The sequence below is a fragment of the Nonomuraea spiralis genome (genome assembly GCF_014648435.1).
GTDB classification, from domain to species: Bacteria; Actinomycetota; Actinomycetes; order Streptosporangiales; family Streptosporangiaceae; genus Nonomuraea; species Nonomuraea spiralis.
The window spans coordinates 58,505-76,056 of record NZ_BMRC01000028.1 but is presented as its reverse complement, the minus strand read 5'-3'; the positions used below and the strand labels follow the sequence as shown (position 1 = coordinate 76,056).

Below are 17,552 nucleotides of genomic sequence, written 5' to 3'. Positions count from 1 at the left end.
CCGTCCCTCCTTAGTCGTCTATGTGTGACAGGCGCTGAAAGCCAGTGAGGATGCCCCTCCATGGTATGAACCAGGGGAGCCGCTGAGTTAATCCGCGCTGTTAGGTGTCTGTGCAACAACGTCTAAGGTTACTGCGTGACTCTTCTGCGCGACGAGGGGCTCACCGCCGAGGAGCTGGCGGTCTGGCGGACGTTGCAGCGGGCCCAGGTCCGCATCGCCCGCCGCCTGGAGACCGAACTGCTCGTGGCCCACGACCTGCCGCTGGCCTCGTACGAGGTGCTGGCGCGGCTCGCCGAGGCGCCGGGGCGGCGGCTGCGCATGAACGACCTGGCCGACCGCGTGCTGCTCTCCCGCAGCGGGCTGACCAGGCTGATCGACCGGTTGCAGCGCCACGGGCTGGTCGGGCGGGAGGCGTGCTCAGATGACGCCCGCGGGCTGTTCGCGGTGCTGACGGAGCCGGGGGCCGAGCGGCTGGCCGAGGCCACGCCCACCTACCTGCGCGGGGTCAAGAGCCAGTTCCTCGACCTGCTGGGCGCCGGCGACATCGGCGAGGTGCGGGCGTTGCTGGCCAGGCTCGACGTCACTGACGTTTGTTGAGCTCCTCCAGCAGCCGGTTGAGCTCGGCGCGCAGGTAGTCGCGGGTGGCGACCTCGTTCAGGGCCAGGCGCAGGCCGGCGATCTCGCGGGTGAGGTATTCGATCTCGGCCTGGTTGCGGTCGGCGGTCTCGCGGTCCTGTTCGTACTGGATGCGGTCTCTGTCGTCCTGGCGGTTCTGGGCCAGCAGGATGAGCGGCGCGGCGTAGCTGGCCTGCAACGACAACATCAGCGTGAGGAAGATGAACGGGTACGGGTCCCATTTCAGCGCCGGGGGCGCGGCGACGTTCCAGATCACCCAGATCGCCACGAACACCGTCATGTAGACGATGAAGCGGGCCGTGCCGAGGAAGCGGGCGATGCGCTCGGACAGGCGGCCGAACGCCTCGGGGTCGTAGTGCGGACGCAGCGAGCGGCGCAGCGCCCGCGGCTGGTCGAGTCGTTCAGTGGTCACGGTCGTCCCCCTCACGCCAGTCATCGGGAAGCAGGTGGTCGAGCACGTCGTCGACGGTCACCGCCCCGACCAGTCTGCCCAGTTCGTCCACGACCGGCGCGGCGACCAGGTTGTAGTTGGCCAGGAAGGCGTGGACCTGGCGAAGGGTGAAGTCGGGCCTGATCGGGTCGAGCGAGGGGTCGAGCACGCGGCCGAGCAGCGTCGAGGGCGGCTCGCGCAGCAACCGCTGGAAGTGCGAGACCCCCAGGTACGTGCCCGTCGGCGTCTCGGTGGGCGGCCTGGTCACGTAGACCTGGGCGGCGACGGCGGGCGGCAGGTCCTGCTGCCTGATGTGGGCCAGCGCCTCGGCCACCGTCGCGTTGGGCGGCAGGATGACGGGCTCGCTGGTCATCACGCCGCCCGCGGTGTCGTCGGCGTAGGTCAGCAGCCGCCGCACCGGGGCCGCCTCGCCGGGCTCCATGAGCGCCAGCAGCCTGGCCGCCTGCTCCTCGGGCAGGTCGTGCAGCAGGTCGGCGGCGTCGTCGGGGCTCATCTCCTCCAGGACGTCGGCGGCCCGCTCGGGTTCGAGGGTGCCGAGGATGCCGATCTGGTCGTCGAGCGGCAGCTCTTCGAGCACGTCGGCCAGGCGGTCGTCGGTGAGCTCGCGGGCGATCTCGATGCGGCGCTTGCTGGGCAGCTCGTGCAGCGCGCTGGCCACGTCGGCGGCGCGCAGCGACTCGAACGCGGCGATCAGGCCGGCCGCGCCCTGGTCCTTCTGCAGGGTGTCGAACCCGGACACCTCGCCCCAGTCCACCGTCCTGGGCTCGCGTCGGCGGCCCTTGAAGAGCGCGACCTTGGTGATCTCCCACCGGGAGGGCAGGCTCTCCTCCATGGCGACGTCGTAGACCGTCATGGGCTCGTCGCCGACCCGTACGGACAGGTCGAGCACCTCGCCGATCACCAGCGTCTCCGTGGCGCGCTGTTCGAACCGGCGCATGTTGAGCCGTCCGGTGAACACGAGGGCGCCCGCCTCGATGCGGCGTACGCGGGTGATCGGGAGGAACACCCGGCGGCGCGGCTGCACCTCGACGACCATCCCGTGCACCTGCGGATTCCCGGTGATGCGCAGGCCCACCACGACGTCCCTGACCCGGCCGATCTGATCGCCCGTGGGGTCGAAGACGGGGGTCCCCGCCAGCCGGGCCACGAAGATCTTCACGTTGGTCAGGCTAACAGTGAGACGCCGTTGCGCCCCGGATGCCTGGCATGTCAGTATCAAACGCGTTAAACGCTGATTACTGGTCTGTAGGGGTAGCGATGAGGTTGACGGGGCTCGCACTGGCATTCGTGTCGTCGTGTTGTTTCGCGTTCTCCGGGCCGATGGCCAAGTACCTCATCGCGGCCGGGCTGGCGCCGATCGAGGCCGTCTGGACGCGGATGGCGGGCGCCGGGCTGCTGCTGGTCGCGGTGCTGGCGGTGGTGAGACCCCGGGCGCTGTACATCCCGCGCGCCCGGCTGCCGTTCCTGGGGTTGTACACGGTGATGGCCGTCGCGGGTGTGCAGTCGCTCTACTTCGTCGCGATCACCCGGCTGCCGGTGGGGATCGCGCTGCTGCTGGAGTTCATGGCGCCGGTGATGGTGGTGGCCTGGGTCCGGTTCGTCCGCAAGGTACGCCTGGCCAGGGCCGCGTACGTCGGCGCGGTGGTCGCGTTCGCCGGCCTCGCGATCGTCGTCGAGGCGTGGCAGGGCATGCGGCTGGACGCGCTCGGCCTGATGCTCGGGCTGCTGGCCGGGGCGTGCTGCGCCGGGTACTTCCTGATGGGCGACAGCCTCGGCCCGGACATCGACCTGCTCGGCCTGGTCGCCTGGGGGATGGTCGGCTCGGCCGTCGTGCTGATCCCGTTCGCGCGGCCCTGGGACATCCCCTGGGACGCCTTCACCCGTTCCGTGGCCCCGCAGGGCGGCACGACGTTGCCGGTGCTGGGGGCGTACCTGTGGCTGGTGCTGGTGGCGACCGCGCTGGCGTACATCCTGAGCATGAACATGCTGAAGCGGCTGTCGGCGGCGGTGGGGGCGACGGTCGCCTCGCTGGAGGTCATCGGCGGCGCGGTGGTCGCGTGGGCGCTGATCGGCGAGAGGCTGGGGGCGTTCCAGATCGTCGGCGGGCTGATCGTGCTCGGCGGCGCGCTGCTCGCCCAGACCGCCACCGCGGGCGGCCGGCCTCAGCCCGTCCCGGACCGGCCCGTCGAGGTCACCGCCCAGGTGTGAGCCCGCTCGTCCCGGAGGTCAGCGCTCCGGGGTGAGGCGCAGGACGGTCGAGTCGTCGGCCCAGCGCCGGGTGAGGTGCTCGCTGTCGGGGGCGTTCAGCCGCTCCTTGGCCAGCACCGCGACGGCGTCGGGCGCGGCGGCCTGGTCGACGACCGAGACCGCGGCGTCGAACTCCACCAGCCGCGCGCCGTTGTCCTTGCTGCGCAGCGTCACGTGCACCCGGTCGAGCGCGTCGAGCCCCGGCAGGTGTTGCTCGCCGCCGCCGGTCACGAGGTAGATCGCGCCGTCGTGCCAGGCGTGCCAGGCCAGGCGCGGGCGGTCGAGGGTGAGCCAGAGGATGCCGGACTTCTTGGCGCCCTCCTCGATGGCCGCGTTGTCGTCACTCACGATCAGACTGTAACCCTCGAACCGCTCGGGGCCCGCGCGCGTTTCACCGGTATGCGGTCGATCATCCTTCTGCTCGTCCTCGTCGCGGGGTGCGGCGTCGCCGGACCCGAGCCGCCGCCCGCGTGCGCGAGCTCCGCCCGTACGGGCCCGCTGGACACGCGCGTCCTGCGGCAGGTCGTGTACGACTACCCCGCCTCCCCGTCGCCCGAGGCGCTCGCCGGGAAGGTGAAGACCGTCGTCACCGGCCACGTGACGGGCTGGATCGCCGGGCCCGTGGTCGAGGAGGGCATCCCGGGGGACCGTACCCGGTACGTCCTCATGCGCACCCAGGTCGGGAAACGGCTCAAGGGCGCCGCCACGGACGTCGTGGACGTCGCCTTCTACCAGGGAGCGGCGCTGGACGACGAGGGCACGCCCGTCCACAGCGTGGCCGACTTCGCCCGTGCCGTGCCCGCGGGCACCCGGGTGCTGCTGTTCATGAACGACGCCAGACCGTCCGGCACGGTCGTCGAGGGACGTCCGGTCGTCCACTCCACGCCGCCGCAGGGCGTGATCCTGCACGAGGTGACCGACGACCCGGGAGGCCGGGCCGTCGGAGGCAAGGACGAGATCTTCTCCTCGCCCGGCTGGAACCAGCCGTGCGGCATCGACGGCCTGATCGCCCGCCTGTACGCCCACGGATTCACCGGCTGAACACTTTGCCCTTTTCTGGTGTCCGCCGGGTGCCGTGCCGGGGAGAACCGGGTTCATGGGGATCGTCTCGCGCGGGTTCGCCGGCAAGCACTTCCGGCGTCCGCGGCCCGAGCTGGCCGGGCGGGTGCCGCCGGGGCAGTACCTGGCGGAGGGGTTCCCGGTGCTCACCGCGGGAGCGACGCAGCACATCCGGACCGAGCGGTGGTCGTTCACCGTCAGGGGCGGCGCGGGGGAGCCCACCTGGACGTGGCCCGACCTGCTGTCGCTGCCCGCCGAGCACATCACCGTGGACATCCACTGCGTCACCCACTGGAGCAAGCTCGACACCACCTGGACGGGCGTGTCGCTGGACCGGCTGCTGACCGGGGCCGACCGGGCCGCCGGTTACGCGCTGGCCGTCAGCTACGGCGGTTACGCCACCAACCTGCCGGTCCCGGAGATCGTGGACGGCAAGGCGTGGCTGGTCTACGCCTACGAGGGCGCGCCGATCCCGCCCGAGCACGGCGGCCCGGTACGGATGCTCGTGCCGGCCCACTACCTGTGGAAGAGCGCCAAGTGGATCCACGAGCTGTGGCTCATGGACGAGGACCGCCCCGGCTTCTGGGAGCGGTCCGGCTATCACAACTTCGGGGACCCATGGCGGGAACAGCGGTACTACGACGACTGACCTGGCAGCCGGCCACGATCGCCGAGGTCGTCCCCGAGACCGACCAGACGCGTACGCTGCTGCTCGACGTGCCCGGCTGGCCGGGACACCGCGCCGGCCAGCATGTGGACGTGCGGCTGACGGCCGACGACGGCTACCAGGCGACCAGGGCGTACTCGCTGGCCGGCGCGCCCGGCGAGCGGCCCGCGCTCACCGTGGCCAGGGTGGAGGGCGGCGAGGTGTCGCCGTACCTGGTGGACGTGGCCGGGCCGGGCGACCAGGTGGAGGTGCGCGGCCCGATCGGCGGCTACTTCGTGTGGGAGCCGACTCCGGAACGGCGGCCGTTGCTGCTGGTCGCGGGCGGATCGGGTGTCGTACCGCTGCGGTCGATGCTGCGCCACCGCGCCCGGCTCGGTGACGGCACCCCGGTACGCCTGCTCTACTCCGCGCGCGACCCGGGCCAGGTCGTCTACCGGGACGAGCTGGAGGCCGCCGACGGCGAGGTGACCTTCGTCTACACCCGCTCGGCCCCGACCGACTGGCCCGAACCCGTGGGCCGCATCGACCGCTCGCAACTGGCCCGGCTGGCCTGGCCGCCCGCCCACGAGCCGCTGGCCTACGTCTGCGGGCCCACCGCGTTCGTCGAGCACGTCGCCCAGATACTCACCGCCCTGGGCTACCCGCCCACCGACATCCGCACCGAGCGGTACGGCTAGGAGAGACACCATGCACCACCCCGTGGACGGCAACGCCGCGGCGGGCCCGCTGGCCCAGTTCTTCGGCAGGGACATGACGGCGGCCCAGGGCGTCTGCGCGCAGTGCGGCATGAACGGCCCGCTGGCCGAGGCCACCGTGTACGGCCCCGCCCCGGGCACCGTGCTGCGCTGCCCGAACTGCGACAACGTGCTCATGACCCTCGTGGAGGCGCCGGGCCGGATGATGGGCACGATGCCGGGCCTGCGCCTGCTGGAGACGCCCGTCCAGGTAGGGCGGTGACCGTGCCCGTCGTCTCGAAGGGGTTCACGGGCCGCGGCGGGCACGACGACCGCCTGCCGCCCGGCCAGTACCTCACGACCGGGTTCCCCGTGTTGTCCGCGGGCCCGACGCCGCGCCTGGACACCCGCGACTGGACGTTCACCCTGGTCACCGAGACCGGCCGGGAACGTACCTGGACCTGGGGCGAGCTGCTGGACCTGCCGCAGAGCGCCCCGCGCACCGACATCCACTGCGTGACCGGCTGGTCCAAGTTCGACACCGACTGGCAGGGCGTGTCGGTCGACGTCCTGCTCGACGACGTGGACACCGACGCCGGGCACGCGGAGGCGTACTGCCATGGGGGTTACACGACCAACCTGCCGCTCGCGGACCTGCGCGGCGGCAAGGCGTGGATCGTCCACACCTTCGACGGCGACCCGCTGCCCGCCGAACACGGCGGCCCGGCCCGTCTGCTGGTCCCGCACCTGTACTTCTGGAAGTCGGCCAAATGGGTCAAGGGCCTGCGCCTGCTCGACCGCGACCGGCCCGGCTTCTGGGAACGGGCCGGGTACCACAACCACGGCGACCCGTGGCGCGAGCAGCGGTACTGGAACAGCTGATCGCCCCCATAGACGGGGGACGGCTGCCGCGGCGGCGGGGCGGGCCGTTAGCGTGGGCGCATGCGCTCACGTCGTTCCGTGCTCTCCGTGCCGGGCAGCAACCCGCGTTTCCTGGAGAAGGCCCAGACACTGCCCGCCGACGAGGTCTTCCTCGACCTTGAGGACTCCGTCGCGCCCCTGGCCAAGGACGAGGCCCGCAAGAACGTCGTGGCCGCGCTGCGCGAGGGCGACTGGACCGGCAGGACCCGGGCGGTCCGGGTCAACGACCTCACCACGATGTGGACGTACCGGGACGTGATCGAGGTCGTGGAGGGCGCGGGGGAGTTCCTCGACTGCCTGATCCTGCCCAAGGTGCAGGACCCCACCGAGGTCATCTGGCTCGACACCCTGCTGACCCAGATCGAGAAGGCCATGGGCTACGAGATCGGCCGCATCGGCATCGAGGCGCAGATCGAGAACGCCCGCGGCCTGGTCAACGTCGACGCCATCGCCGGGTCGTCGAGGCGGCTGGAGACCCTGGTGTTCGGGCCGGCCGACTTCATGGCCTCGATCAACATGCGTACCCTCGTCGTCGGCGAACAGCCGCCCGGCTACGTCGAGGGCGACGCCTACCACTACATCCTCATGCGCCTGCTGATGGCCGCCCGGATGCACGACCTTCAGGTGATCGACGGCCCCTACCTCCAGATCAAGGACGTCGAAGGCTACCGGCGGGTCGCCCGCCGGGCCGCAGCGCTCGGGTTCGACGGCAAGTGGGTGCTGCACCCGCTGCAGGTCGAGGCGGCCAACGAGGTGTTCTCGCCCACCCAGGAGGACTACGACCACGCCGAGCTGATCCTGGAGGCGTACGAGCACTACACCACCGTCGAACGGCGCGGCGCGGTCATGCTGGGCGACGAGATGATCGACGAGGCCTCCCGAAAGATGGCGCTCGTCGTGGCCGCCAAGGGCAGGGCGGCCGGTCTGTCCAGGACGACGTCCTTCACACCTTGACGCCCACCACCGTGAAGAACCAGAACGACGAGGTCAGCCAGAGCCCGACCAGCGCCGTGAACGCCAGCCCGCCGAGCACGGGCAGCGTCCAGCCCGGCGCGTCGCGCTTGGGCAGCGCCAGCATCTTCGCGGTGAACACGCCGTAGAAGAAACAGCCGAGCAGCGAGTGGGCCAGCACGCGCGGCACGTCGTACTGCAGGCCCAGGGCGTACAGACAGTGGAAGGCGACGGGGATCGTGAGCAGGAACGCCAGCCGCCCGGACCACCGGTGCACGCCGTCCGGGATCTCGACGCCGAGCCTGCCCCACATCGACAACGCCGAGACCACCTGGACGATCGCCAGCACGAACGCGCCCGTCGTCAGCCACGCCTTCATCGGCAGCGCGGCGGAGAACCCGGCCGGGCCGACCGCGAACCCCGTGGGCGTGTGCGCCCGGCCGTAGACGCCGAGCGCCAGCGCCGCCAGGCCGCCGGCCAGCAGCGGGAGCAGGAGAACTGTCGCCGTCCCACGGGACGGTTGCTGGAGGGTGGTCATCGCATCTCCTCGATGAAGGCGTCGACGTCCTTGGGGGAGACCGCGGTGCCGGCGACGGTGACCGGGGTGTCCGGGCGCTCGTCGTCCAGCTTGGGGATCGGCACCTGGTCCTGGCCCACGAACGCGGCGCCGACCTGGTCGTAGCCGCCTCCCGGGCGCGGGACGCGGATCCAGCCGGCCCGCAGCTTCGCGCCCCTGACCAGCGCGGTCGCCCGGTAGAGGCCGGACGGCCGGACCACCGCGGGGGCCGTGAAGCGCCACTTCCCGCCGCCGACGGACAACCAGCCCCTGGCCCGTCCGTCGCCGAGCGTGGCCGTCGCGCGGGCCGTGCCGAGGCCCTTCAGCACGACCTTGCCGCCGGCCTCGCCGCCCTTGAACCAGGCTTCGGTCTTCCCGTCGCAGAAGTAGCCGACGGCCTTGCCGTCGCGGACGGAGATCGCTATCAGGCCGCCGTTGCCTTTGACGTACCCGCCGTAGTCGGCCTTGGGGATCGTCGTGGCCTCGGTCTTGTCCGGAGTGGGGGACGCGGTGGCGGTGGTCTCCGCCGCCGAGGGCTCCTCGGGGGCCGGGACCGCGGCGGTCGTACCGGCCGCGGTCTTGGGCGCGGGTGTCGCGGTGACGCTGGCGACACCCAGCCCCGCGGCGAGGACTGCGCCCGCCGCCAGGGTGATGAAAGGTCCCAGCCTTGACATGGACTGCTCCCAGGGTCGGAATCCCGTACGAATCCGAGCATCCGCCCAAAGAGGTGGGCCGTCTGTGAACTTATGCTCACCCGGCAGACAGAATGTATGGATGCAGGAGAACCCTGGACCGAATCCGCCATATGGCAGCCAGCCGCCCGGGCCGCCCGTCTATCCTTACGCGCCGCCGCCCGTGCCGCAGCGACGGTCCTGGTTCCTGCCGACGCCGCATGGGGTGCGTTTCGACCATCTCGCCCGTACTCCGGCGAACGAGCCGTGGCGGGCCATCGTCGGGACGATCATCGTCGGCCTCGGGTTCTTCGTCATCGGCACGGGTGTGCTGCTCGTGGGCAAGGCGGTCGAGCTGATCCTCGGCCTGCCCGCGCCGTCCGACCCCGCGCAGATCTTCGGCGACCCGGTGTTCGGGCTGGTCATGGTGCTGCTGTCGATCGCGGCCGTGCTGCCCCTTGTCTTCGGTACGGCCGCGCTCGTCCAGCACCGCAGGCCCGGCACGTTGTCGTCGGTGGCGGGACGGCTGCGCTGGCCGTGGTTGCTGCGCTGCGCCGGACTGGCCGTGCTCGCGCTGCTGCTGGGCCAGATCGCGCAGGTCGCCGCCCTGTCGATGTCCGGCGAGGAGTACTCCGACCTGTTCGGGTGGGTCGGCTGGCCGCGGTTCCTGCCCGCCCTGCTGGTGATCGTGTTGCTGGTGCCGTTCCAGGCGGCGACCGAGGAGTACATCTTCCGGGGATGGTTCGTCCAGGCGGTCGGCGTGCACGTGCGCAATCCGGTGTGGGCGATCCTCATCGGGTCCCTGCTGTTCGCGTCCCTGCACGGCTACTCGTGGGTGGGGCTGCTCGACGTGTTCGCGTTCGGCGCCGTCATGGGGTGGCTGGCCGTACGGACCGGGGGGCTGGAGGCGCCGATCGCCCTGCACGTCATGAACAACATGCTGGCCTTCGGGCTCAGCGCGGCCTCGGGCAGCCTGGAGGACGCCCTGGACCAGGGCAAGACGCCGATCCCGTGGCAGGCGTTGTCGGGGACGGTCGTGCAGCTCGGGGTGTATGCGATTGGTGTCTTGTATCTATCCAAAAAGCGGTCAGTAAGCACTATTTCTGGATAAATCAGGCGAGGGGTGCGGGAAATCTCGCTAGAGAGGTCTCGCCAATCCGGCTTTGGCATGTTGGTCTGGTTCCTGTGGGACAGGCGAGGGCGTCACGGAGGTGATCGTTTTGCTGGGACGGGGTACAAAATAGGCGCATAAAGTGGGACAAGATCTGTGGAACGGTCCGCAATGTGCGACCGTCCGCTCACCGTTCTTCCGCTCTTCCGCGCAACCCGGGTTGACCAGTCCGATTCGACGAGTTCCACCTGTACGACGAGTTCGACTAGGAGGTGCGGCGCGTGGCCTCCGGCCCCAGCGATCCGCCACGGCGAGCGCCGGACGACGACGACCCGCGTCCTGAGGACGCCTCGGAGCCTCCCTCTGCCGAGGAGCCCAGGATCCGCCACTCCCCGCCCGGTCCCACGGACGATCGGGCCCGGGGCTTACCCCTGACCTCCCCTTGGGGCATGCCGCCGTTCGCGTCCCCGATCCCGGAGGAGTCACCCCAGGAACCGCCCAAGGGGCGCAGGCCGTACAGCTCGCCGACGGCCGAGCCGGAGACCGAGCCCCGCCGCCGCCCCAGGCGCGTCGTCAACCGCCCCGACAAGCTCGTGGCCGGCGGCCCACCCCGCCCGGAGCCGCCCGCACCCCCTCCCGCCGAAGGCCCCCAGGATGCTCCTGAGGGGCCGCAGGACGCGACGGCCCCCGCCCAGCCCTTACATGAGCCCCCGTACCACCTCCCGATCCCCGCCGACGAGGCCGCGGAAGAGCCGGAGACCGCCGAGCCTCCAAAGACCCCAAAGACCCCAAAGACCCCAAAGACCCCAAAGACCCCAGAGACCTCCGAGGTCCCCGAGTGGGACGAGGGCGAGCAGGAGGATCCCGAGGTCCGGCGGGTCGGACGTCCTCCCGGCGGACGTCCCACGAGACCCGACCTGCTGGTCGCGACGGGCCCGCCGCGTAACGCCGGCTCCGGCGGCCGCCACCACAGAGGCCCGGCCCCCGCCGCCGTACGCAGGTCCAGCCCCGTACGGCGCGGCAGCAGGATCACCCCGATCGCCCTCACCATGGCCCTGGCGCTCCTCGTGACCACCGGCGTGCTCGTCGTGTGGCGGTGGAACGGCGCCGACCCCACCGGCCTGCGCCTGGAGGCGGGCACCGGCCGTTCGGGGGACGAACTGTTCACCGTCCCCGCCGCGGGCGTCGGCACCAACCAGAAGCTCAACGACATGGCCTCCGTGGGCCGCGCGGTGGTCGCCGTCGGCAGCGACACGACCAGCCCGACCCCGCGCCCGCTCTTCCTGTTCTCGTCCGACGGCGGCAAGCACTGGCAGCTCGGCCAGGTGAGCGGCGCCTCCACACCCACCGTCCAGCGCGTGGTGGGCGGCGGCGGACGCTGGCTGGCCAGCGGCGGCGACGGCCTGTCGGGCGAGCGTGGCCTGTGGACCAGCACCGACGGCTCCAGCTGGACGACCGTCGACGCGACCGGCATGGCCGCGTTCCGCCCCGGCGACCAGGTCTACGACATCGCCAGGACGGCGTCGGGCTTCGTCGCCGTCGGCGCCGCGGTGGGGGAGGGCGGCTCCGGCCCCGCGGCCTGGCACTCGGCCGACGGCCGCGCCTGGGAGCGCGTGGAGACCAAGGGGCTCGACGTCCAGGAGATCAGGGCGGTCGTCGCCCAGGGCGACACGGTCGTGGCCATCGGCCGCCCGCTCGACGGGACCGGCTCGCGGGTGCTGCGCTCGGCCGACGGCGGACGCCGCTGGCAGGCGACCGGCTTCCAGCTCCCCGAGGCCGAACCGCGTACGGGCACGGTGGCCGTGCTGCCCAAACGGTTCGTCCTGGTGCCCACCAGGCAGCGTACGGTCGCCGGCGACGTACGGGTCTACTGCTCGCCCACCGGGGCGCAGTGGGCGCAGTGCGGCTCCATCGGCGGCCTGAGCGGCGAGAGCCCCGGCGTGGAGTCGCTGATCTCCTACCCGTCCGGCGTGGCCGCGATCAGCCAGGCCACCCTCGGCAAGTACTCGGTCCTGACCAGCACGGACGGACGCGGCTGGGCCAAACGGGCCGACCTCGGGGACCTGTCGGGCGCCACGCTGCGCGGGTTCACGATCTCCGACGGCGGCACCCTGTTCGCCGGCGGCGACCGGGCGGCCTCCGACGTGGACAACCAGCTCGTGCTGATGAGCGCGCCGCCGCGCGGCAACGCCTCCCGCGTCCAGCTCGGCCAGGTCGAGGGCCTGACCAGGGTCTCGCGCGAGACCACCAGGCTGGCGGCCGACGGCGGCAGGTACGTCGCGGTCGGCTCCGCCTCGGGCGACGCCGGCCTCTGGACGATCAAGAACTGGCAACGCTGGAAGTCGATGAGCCTGGGCGGCCCCGGCAGGCAGATCCTGGAGGACGTCGCCCACGGCGGACGCGGCTGGCTGGCGGCCGGCAGCACCCAGACCACCATGGCCGTCACCGACCCCCTGCTCGTCACCTCCGGCGACGGCGAGACCTGGCGGCGCGTGCCGGTCTCCGGCGACCTGGCCCGCGACCGCGACCAGCCCTTCCTGGACACCCACGCGGTCGCCGCGGGCAAGAAGGGGTACGTGCTGGCCGGCGAGTCCCGCGATCAGGCGGGCTCGGCGGCCGCCGCCATGTGGTTCACGCCCGACCTGCGCAAGTTCACCCGGTCGAAGAAGTTGCCCCAGGGCGGCTCGGGCGTACGGATCCACGACGTGATCGCGACCTCGGACGGCTACGTCGCGGTCGGCGGCTCGGGGAGCTCCGACCGGGAGGGCAGCGTGGTCTGGTTCTCCGACGACGGCGTGAACTGGAGTGCCCGCAAACGCCTCACCCCGCCGGACTCCACCTCGGCCGGGCTGCGGCAGGTCACGACGTACCACGACAAGCTCGTCGCCATCGGCACGGCCATGACGAACGGCTCGCGCCGCGCCTTCTCGGCCGTGTCCGACGACGACGGCGAGAGCTGGACGACGGCGTGGCTGCCCGCCGACCAGGCGGCGGCCGTGCACGACCTGGCCGCGGCCGACCAGGGCCTGGTGGCCGTCGGCTGGCACGGCACCCCCGGCGAGGGCGACAGCGCGGCCTGGGTCTCGCAGGACGGCCTGTCGTGGACCCGCATGACCCTGACCAAGGACCGGCTCTCGGGCCTCGGCACGCAGGCGCTGACGGCCGTGGCCATCAGCGGCACGGAGGTGGTGGCGCTCGGCCGGTCCACGACGTACGACACCGACCACCTGATCCTGTGGACCTCCAGCCTCACGGAGAACCGGTGAGCACGCCCCACTCCGTCAGGCAGCCGAGCAGCCCCTCGGTCAGCGGGAGGAGCGCCAGCTCGGCGGTGGCGCACCAGCGCAGGTCGGCCGCGTCGTCACCGGCGGCGGGCACGCCGCCGGTGACGGTCGCCAGATAGTCGCGGATCACGTACGTGACGCCGCCCGGCCCGGGACGCTCCACCGTGCCCGCCAGGCGGCCCACCTCGACGCGCAGCCCGGTCTCCTCCAGGATCTCCCGACGCAGGCCCGCCGCGTCGCTCTCGCCGGGCTCCAGCCGCCCGCCCGGGAGCGACCACAGGCCCATGCCTGGCGGATGGCCCCGCTGGACGAGAAGGAGCCGGTCAGAGGCGTCGAAGATGATCGCGCCGACACAATTTACGCGCACATGGCCAAGATTACGACGGGATAACGGATACCGGTCTTGACGCGACCGTGCCGGAGGAAGCACCGTGGGTAGCTGTGAGAGCGGCTCCTACCTGCCCAAGGTGCTTCGGCCCGCTTCACGGGTCGAGCGCCGTGTCGAGTGCGTTTCATTGCGATACGCACGGCGACGTCCTGCCGTACCAGCCTCCGAGACCGCCCACGGGTGAGTCGCTGGAGGCCATGCGGAAGCGCTCGGTGGTGCCCGTGTGGCTGCCGTGGCCATTGCCGCCCGGCTGGACGGTGACCGGGTTCGGCGAGGCCGGGGACGAACGTACCGGCTCGCGGGCCAGCGTCGTCGCGCTCAGCGGGCCCTCGCCGATCGAGGGGCCGGCCGACCTGCTGGTCATCTCCGAGGAACCGGGCGTGGGGCTCGGGGCGACGTTCGCCGGGCTCGACGGGCCCGACCCGGGCGAGGGGTTCGACTCCGGGCCGCCGAACGCGAAGATCGAGGTGCTGGGGCATCCCACGGCGCTGTGGTGCCTGGCAGGCATCGACGACCGGGCCGTCTACGCCGGCGAGGCACTCGGCAACTGGTTGTGGACCATCGCCTGGCCCGCCGAGGCCGGCTGCATGATCGCGATGGCCGAGCTGTCCCTCCAGGACGCCCGTGACCGCGACTTCGAGGTGCCGTTCGGCGGGTTCTCGCCGCTGCTGGAAGACTGAGCACACAGGTTCGCCTCCCCCGGGCGGCCGGTTGGGGGAGCGGTGTCGGGGGTCAGGTTCTTCGTCGAGGCGTTCGTGACGATGTTCGTGATCATGGATCCGCCCGGCGTCATCCCGCTCTTCCTCGCCTACACCTTCGGCCGTACCACCGCCGAGCGCAGGCGCATCGCCTGGCAGGCCGCGGTGACGGCGTTCTGCCTGGTGGTGGTGTTCGCCGTGTTCGGGCGGGCCATCCTGTCGTACCTGCACGTCGAGGTGCCCGCCATGCAGATCGCGGGCGGGCTGCTGCTCCTGCTGGTGGCCCTGGAACTGCTGCGCGGCGCGGCCGAGCCGCGCGCCGACACCGTACGCTCGAACGTCAACGTCGCCCTCGTCCCGCTCGGCACGCCGCTGCTGGCCGGGCCCGGCGCGATCGTGGCGACCATCGTCTTCGCCCAGCAGGCCGAGGGACGCGCCGACGGGCTGGCGGCGCTGATGCTGGCCATCGCGGCCGTGCACATCCTGCTGTGGCTGTTCATGCGCTTCTCGGTGTCCATCATCCGCGTCATCAAGGAGAACGGCGTGGAGCTGGTCACGAGGATCGCCGGACTGCTGCTCTCCGCCCTCGCGGTGCAACTCATCATCAACGCGATTCGCGCTCTCATGCAGACGGGCTAAAGTTCGGAAGCGTGACAGCGCGTATCGAGCGAGTGGTGACCGAGGGCGTCGTCGACATCGACGGCACCGAGCACAAGGTCGAGAACAACACCTGGATCGTCGGTGACGACGACGAAGTGATCGTCATCGACGCGGCGCGGGACGCCGAGAAGATCCTCGAACAGGTCGGCGAGCGGGAGGTGCTGGCCGTCATCTGCACCGCCGGCCTGCCCGACCACGTCGGCGCCGCCATCGAGGTGGCCAGCAGGGACGAGGCGATCGTCGCCCTGCACCCCAAGGACAAGCCGCTGTGGCGGGAGACCTGGCGGGAGACCTGGCCCGACATCGACATGGAGGACGACGGCGTCTTCGGCGTCGCCGACGTCCAGCTCGACGTCATGGAGACGCCCGGGGTCAGCCCCGGCGGGGTCTCGCTCTACTGCGAGGCGCTCGGGGCGGTCTTCACCGGCAAGGCCCTTCAGGCCGACGGGCCCGGCAAGCTCGGCGGCGAATACCCGGCGCTGGCCGACCAGCTCACCTCGATCGGCGGCCGGCTGTTCACGCTGCCGGCCGACACGCGGGTGCTGGCCAACCACGGCGACGAGGTCACCGTGGGCGACCTTGAGCCCCACTTCGACGACTGGGTGTCGGGCTCGCTGACCCGCGACCCCGCAGCCGGTGGCGACGCCGACCAGGGTCCGCTGACCGACGGCACCAAGATCTCGGGCATCAAGCTCGGCCCCGGCGACGAGTAGGTGTACGACCAGCTTCCGCTGGACGGGATGCCGCGGCGGCTCTACGCGTGCACGCCGTCGCGGTTGAACACCTGGCTCGACTGCCGCCGCCGCTACCGGTTCACCTACCTGGACCGGCCGCAGCCCTCCAAGGGGCCCGCCTGGGCGCACAACAGCGTCGGGGCCAGCGTGCACAACGCGCTGGCCGGGTGGTGGCGGGAGCCGTACGAGCGGCGCACGCCGCTGACGGCTGCCCTCCTGCTCACGAACGGGTGGATCACCGAGGGCTTCAGGGACGCCGCGCAGTCGGCCGAGTGGCTGGGGCGTGCCCGCGACCTCGTGTCCGGATACGTCTCGACCCTGGATCCCGCCGACGATCCGGTCGGCGTCGAGCGTACGGTCGCCACGCGCACCAAGGTGATCGCGTTGTCCGGGCGCATCGACCGGCTCGACCGGCGCGGCGACGAGCTGGTCGTGGTCGACTACAAGACCGGCCGCCGCCCGCTCACCCAGGACGACGCCCGCGCCTCCCTCGCCCTGGCCACGTACGCGATCGCGGCCTCGACGATGATGCGTACACCGTGCCGCGCGGTCGAGCTGCACCACCTGCCGACCGGCGAGATCGTCGAGTGGCGCCACACGGACGAGTCCCTGGGCCGCCACCTGACCCGCGCCGAGGAGATCGCGGTCGAGGCCGCCACGGCCGACGAACGTTACCGCGACACGATGGGCGCCCCGGCCTCGGCCAAGCGGTCCGCCTCGTCCTCCGGCCGGCGGCCGGGCGCGGGGGAGCGGCCCACGGTCGGCCCGGCCGAGGTGCCCGCCGAGCTCGACGCGGTGTTCGCCCCCAGCCCGGGGCCGATCTGCTCGTGGTGCGACTTCCGCCGCCACTGTCCCGAGGGCCAGGCGGCCGGCACCGAACGCAACCCCTGGGACGGCCTCGCCGACTGACCCGCCCCGCCCCGCTGGTCAGGCGGCCGGAGCCGCCGGCCAGCGACGGGGATCGGTCAGGCCCTTGAGCCCCTTGCTCACGTCGTAGCCGGCCGCGCCGAGCCGGGCCCGCGCGCCGGCCAGCATCGCCCGCGTGGACGGCATGAACGCCCGGTCGTGCACCGGCTCGGGCAGCGTGTTCATGCCCAGCCTGAACGCCTTCAGCGCCGCGGTCACCGTCGCCGCGGGCACCTCGGGGAGCACGCCGTACATGCGCCTGGCCCACTCGGGGAGCGTGTAGTAGCAGAGCGCGCCGAACGGGAAGTAGGCCGGTTTGCCCGGCGACAACCTGCGCAGCTCGTACGGCAGCCGGGGCCACAGCAGGAACCGCACCGTCGCCGCGGCCTCCTCGGTCACCCGCAGGGCGGGCCTGGCCTGCTTGAAGTAGGCGTCCATCTCGGCGCACGAGCCGGGGACGTCCTCGGGGTGCAGGCCGACGTAAGCGGCGCTCCTGCGCTGCTCGCGCAGGTAGCGGTCGGCCTGCCGCTCGTTCAGCCCGAGCCCGCCGCGCCTGGCCACCTCCAGGTACGACGACACCTCCGCGCAGTGGACCCACAGCAGCAGCTCGGGGTCGTCCACCCGGTGCGTGCGGCCGGTGCTCGGATCGGTGATGCGCAACGCCTTGTGGATGCCGCGCACCCGCCTGCCGATCTCGTCGGCCTCCGCCGGGCTGCCGAACGTCACCCGGCCCACGAAGTCGGCCGTGCGGCGCAGGCGGCCGAACGGGTCGTCCTGGAACGTGGAGTTCTGCCAGACGCCGAGCATGGCCAGGGGGTGCAACGCCTGGAGCATGAGGCCGCGTACGCCGCCCACCCACATCGAGCGGTCGAGATGCACCTGCCAGGTCGCGCTCCGCGGCGCCTGGACGACGATTTCGTCCGTCATAGTAAGTAAAT

The 17,552-nt window shown here is 71.9% G+C and carries 21 protein-coding genes; 14 read left to right on the top strand and 7 right to left on the bottom strand.

What is annotated here, in order from left to right:
• Positions 1–135: 135 nt before the first annotated feature.
• On the top strand, positions 136–597 hold the full coding sequence (locus IEZ27_RS42890; protein WP_189652502.1) for a MarR family winged helix-turn-helix transcriptional regulator: 462 nt from the start codon (positions 136–138) through the stop codon (positions 595–597).
• Here the strand turns inward: IEZ27_RS42890 and IEZ27_RS42885 are convergent.
• Both IEZ27_RS42885 and IEZ27_RS42880 read right to left on the bottom strand, forming a co-directional pair.
• Positions 581–1,048: a DUF1003 domain-containing protein gene (locus IEZ27_RS42885; RefSeq protein ID WP_229824841.1), complete on the bottom strand. Its 468-nt coding sequence runs from the start codon at positions 1,046–1,048 to the stop codon at positions 581–583. The genes IEZ27_RS42890 and IEZ27_RS42885 overlap by 17 nt on opposite strands.
• Positions 1,038–2,246 (bottom strand): magnesium transporter MgtE N-terminal domain-containing protein, encoded by a 1,209-nt coding sequence (locus tag IEZ27_RS42880; RefSeq protein WP_229824840.1) that lies wholly within the window; start codon positions 2,244–2,246, stop codon positions 1,038–1,040. Before IEZ27_RS42880 ends, IEZ27_RS42885 begins: the two co-directional genes overlap by 11 nt.
• A gap of 98 nt (positions 2,247–2,344) precedes the next feature.
• On the opposite strand from IEZ27_RS42880, the gene IEZ27_RS42875 reads away from it, so the two are divergent.
• Entirely contained in the window at positions 2,345–3,295 is a 951-nt protein-coding gene (locus IEZ27_RS42875; protein ID WP_189652499.1) for an EamA family transporter, read from the top strand.
• An 18-nt stretch (positions 3,296–3,313) separates the two neighbouring features.
• On the opposite strand, the gene IEZ27_RS42870 is transcribed toward IEZ27_RS42875, so the two are convergent.
• Entirely contained in the window at positions 3,314–3,682 is a 369-nt protein-coding gene (locus IEZ27_RS42870) for a hypothetical protein (protein WP_189652498.1), read from the bottom strand.
• 51 nt (positions 3,683–3,733) lie between these two features.
• On the opposite strand from IEZ27_RS42870, the gene IEZ27_RS42865 reads away from it, so the two are divergent.
• From IEZ27_RS42865 to IEZ27_RS42840, 6 genes are read left to right on the top strand one after another with little or no spacing between them, the layout of a single operon-like run.
• The gene (locus IEZ27_RS42865) at positions 3,734–4,375 is read left to right on the top strand and encodes a hypothetical protein (protein ID WP_189652497.1); all 642 of its coding nucleotides are present in this window, start codon (positions 3,734–3,736) and stop codon (positions 4,373–4,375) included.
• 55 nt (positions 4,376–4,430) lie between these two features.
• A complete protein-coding gene (locus IEZ27_RS42860) occupies positions 4,431–5,042 on the top strand; it encodes a molybdopterin-dependent oxidoreductase (RefSeq protein WP_189652496.1) in 612 nt (203 codons plus the stop codon).
• Positions 5,012–5,737, top strand: coding sequence for a ferredoxin reductase (locus IEZ27_RS42855; RefSeq protein ID WP_125636784.1), 726 nt, complete (start codon positions 5,012–5,014; stop codon positions 5,735–5,737). The genes IEZ27_RS42860 and IEZ27_RS42855 overlap by 31 nt, the downstream gene beginning before the upstream one ends.
• Before the next feature lie 10 nt (positions 5,738–5,747).
• Positions 5,748–6,017, top strand: a complete 270-nt coding sequence (locus IEZ27_RS42850) for a DUF6510 family protein (protein ID WP_189652495.1) — start codon at positions 5,748–5,750, stop codon at positions 6,015–6,017.
• Entirely contained in the window at positions 6,014–6,616 is a 603-nt protein-coding gene (locus IEZ27_RS42845) for a molybdopterin-dependent oxidoreductase (RefSeq protein WP_446686183.1), read from the top strand. The genes IEZ27_RS42850 and IEZ27_RS42845 overlap by 4 nt, the downstream gene beginning before the upstream one ends.
• Positions 6,617–6,676: 60 nt before the next feature.
• Entirely contained in the window at positions 6,677–7,609 is a 933-nt protein-coding gene (locus tag IEZ27_RS42840; protein ID WP_189652494.1) for an HpcH/HpaI aldolase/citrate lyase family protein, read from the top strand.
• On the opposite strand, the gene IEZ27_RS42835 is transcribed toward IEZ27_RS42840, so the two are convergent.
• Positions 7,599–8,144 carry a DUF6529 family protein gene (locus IEZ27_RS42835; protein ID WP_125636788.1) on the bottom strand — a complete coding sequence of 182 codons (546 nt, stop codon included), beginning with the start codon at positions 8,142–8,144 and terminating at the stop codon, positions 7,599–7,601. The two genes, IEZ27_RS42840 and IEZ27_RS42835, sit on opposite strands and share 11 nt — an antisense overlap.
• On the bottom strand, positions 8,141–8,836 hold the full coding sequence (locus IEZ27_RS42830) for a hypothetical protein (RefSeq protein WP_189652493.1): 696 nt from the start codon (positions 8,834–8,836) through the stop codon (positions 8,141–8,143). The genes IEZ27_RS42835 and IEZ27_RS42830 overlap by 4 nt, the downstream gene beginning before the upstream one ends.
• Positions 8,837–9,059: 223 nt before the next feature.
• Here IEZ27_RS42830 and IEZ27_RS42825 point away from each other — a divergent pair, with 223 nt between their 5' ends.
• Both IEZ27_RS42825 and IEZ27_RS42820 read left to right on the top strand, forming a co-directional pair.
• Positions 9,060–9,944 (top strand): CPBP family intramembrane glutamic endopeptidase, encoded by an 885-nt coding sequence (locus tag IEZ27_RS42825; protein WP_189652492.1) that lies wholly within the window; start codon positions 9,060–9,062, stop codon positions 9,942–9,944.
• Between the two features lie 449 nt (positions 9,945–10,393).
• Complete coding sequence (locus IEZ27_RS42820; RefSeq protein ID WP_189652491.1) at positions 10,394–13,210, top strand: sialidase family protein; 2,817 nt, start codon at positions 10,394–10,396, stop codon at positions 13,208–13,210.
• On the opposite strand, the gene IEZ27_RS42815 is transcribed toward IEZ27_RS42820, so the two are convergent.
• Positions 13,194–13,595: an NUDIX hydrolase gene (locus IEZ27_RS42815; protein ID WP_189652490.1), complete on the bottom strand. Its 402-nt coding sequence runs from the start codon at positions 13,593–13,595 to the stop codon at positions 13,194–13,196. The two genes, IEZ27_RS42820 and IEZ27_RS42815, sit on opposite strands and share 17 nt — an antisense overlap.
• A gap of 47 nt (positions 13,596–13,642) precedes the next feature.
• On the opposite strand from IEZ27_RS42815, the gene IEZ27_RS42810 reads away from it, so the two are divergent.
• The 4 genes from IEZ27_RS42810 to IEZ27_RS42795 are packed head-to-tail and all read left to right on the top strand — an operon-like array spanning position 13,643 to position 16,617.
• The gene (locus IEZ27_RS42810) at positions 13,643–14,296 is read left to right on the top strand and encodes a DUF6758 family protein (RefSeq protein ID WP_308427348.1); all 654 of its coding nucleotides are present in this window, start codon (positions 13,643–13,645) and stop codon (positions 14,294–14,296) included.
• A 42-nt stretch (positions 14,297–14,338) separates the two neighbouring features.
• The gene (locus IEZ27_RS42805) at positions 14,339–14,953 is read left to right on the top strand and encodes a MarC family protein (protein ID WP_125636794.1); all 615 of its coding nucleotides are present in this window, start codon (positions 14,339–14,341) and stop codon (positions 14,951–14,953) included.
• Between the two features lie 11 nt (positions 14,954–14,964).
• The gene (locus tag IEZ27_RS42800) at positions 14,965–15,687 is read left to right on the top strand and encodes an MBL fold metallo-hydrolase (protein ID WP_185844790.1); all 723 of its coding nucleotides are present in this window, start codon (positions 14,965–14,967) and stop codon (positions 15,685–15,687) included.
• A 27-nt stretch (positions 15,688–15,714) separates the two neighbouring features.
• The gene (locus IEZ27_RS42795; protein ID WP_189652543.1) at positions 15,715–16,617 is read left to right on the top strand and encodes a RecB family exonuclease; all 903 of its coding nucleotides are present in this window, start codon (positions 15,715–15,717) and stop codon (positions 16,615–16,617) included.
• A gap of 18 nt (positions 16,618–16,635) precedes the next feature.
• Here the strand turns inward: IEZ27_RS42795 and IEZ27_RS42790 are convergent, their stop codons facing one another.
• Complete coding sequence (locus tag IEZ27_RS42790; RefSeq protein WP_229824839.1) at positions 16,636–17,541, bottom strand: oxygenase MpaB family protein; 906 nt, start codon at positions 17,539–17,541, stop codon at positions 16,636–16,638.
• Positions 17,542–17,552 lie beyond the last annotated feature (11 nt).

What these genes read in the sequence shown, in the direction of transcription:
- IEZ27_RS42875 (WP_189652499.1), top strand. Translation starts at nt 2,345, where the DNA reads ATGAGGTTGACGGGGCTCGCACTGGCATTCGTGTCGTCGTGTTGTTTC.
- IEZ27_RS42865 (WP_189652497.1), top strand. Translation starts at nt 3,734, where the DNA reads ATGCGGTCGATCATCCTTCTGCTCGTCCTCGTCGCGGGGTGCGGCGTC.
- IEZ27_RS42860 (WP_189652496.1), top strand. Translation starts at nt 4,431, where the DNA reads ATGGGGATCGTCTCGCGCGGGTTCGCCGGCAAGCACTTCCGGCGTCCG.
- IEZ27_RS42855 (WP_125636784.1), top strand. Translation starts at nt 5,012, where the DNA reads ATGGCGGGAACAGCGGTACTACGACGACTGACCTGGCAGCCGGCCACG.
- IEZ27_RS42850 (WP_189652495.1), top strand. Translation starts at nt 5,748, where the DNA reads ATGCACCACCCCGTGGACGGCAACGCCGCGGCGGGCCCGCTGGCCCAG.
- IEZ27_RS42840 (WP_189652494.1), top strand. Translation starts at nt 6,677, where the DNA reads ATGCGCTCACGTCGTTCCGTGCTCTCCGTGCCGGGCAGCAACCCGCGT.
- IEZ27_RS42835 (WP_125636788.1), bottom strand. Translation starts at nt 8,144, where the DNA reads ATGACCACCCTCCAGCAACCGTCCCGTGGGACGGCGACAGTTCTCCTG.
- IEZ27_RS42830 (WP_189652493.1), bottom strand. Translation starts at nt 8,836, where the DNA reads ATGTCAAGGCTGGGACCTTTCATCACCCTGGCGGCGGGCGCAGTCCTC.
- IEZ27_RS42820 (WP_189652491.1), top strand. Translation starts at nt 10,394, where the DNA reads ATGCCGCCGTTCGCGTCCCCGATCCCGGAGGAGTCACCCCAGGAACCG.
- IEZ27_RS42795 (WP_189652543.1), top strand. Translation starts at nt 15,715, where the DNA reads ATGCCGCGGCGGCTCTACGCGTGCACGCCGTCGCGGTTGAACACCTGG.
- IEZ27_RS42790 (WP_229824839.1), bottom strand. Translation starts at nt 17,541, where the DNA reads ATGACGGACGAAATCGTCGTCCAGGCGCCGCGGAGCGCGACCTGGCAG.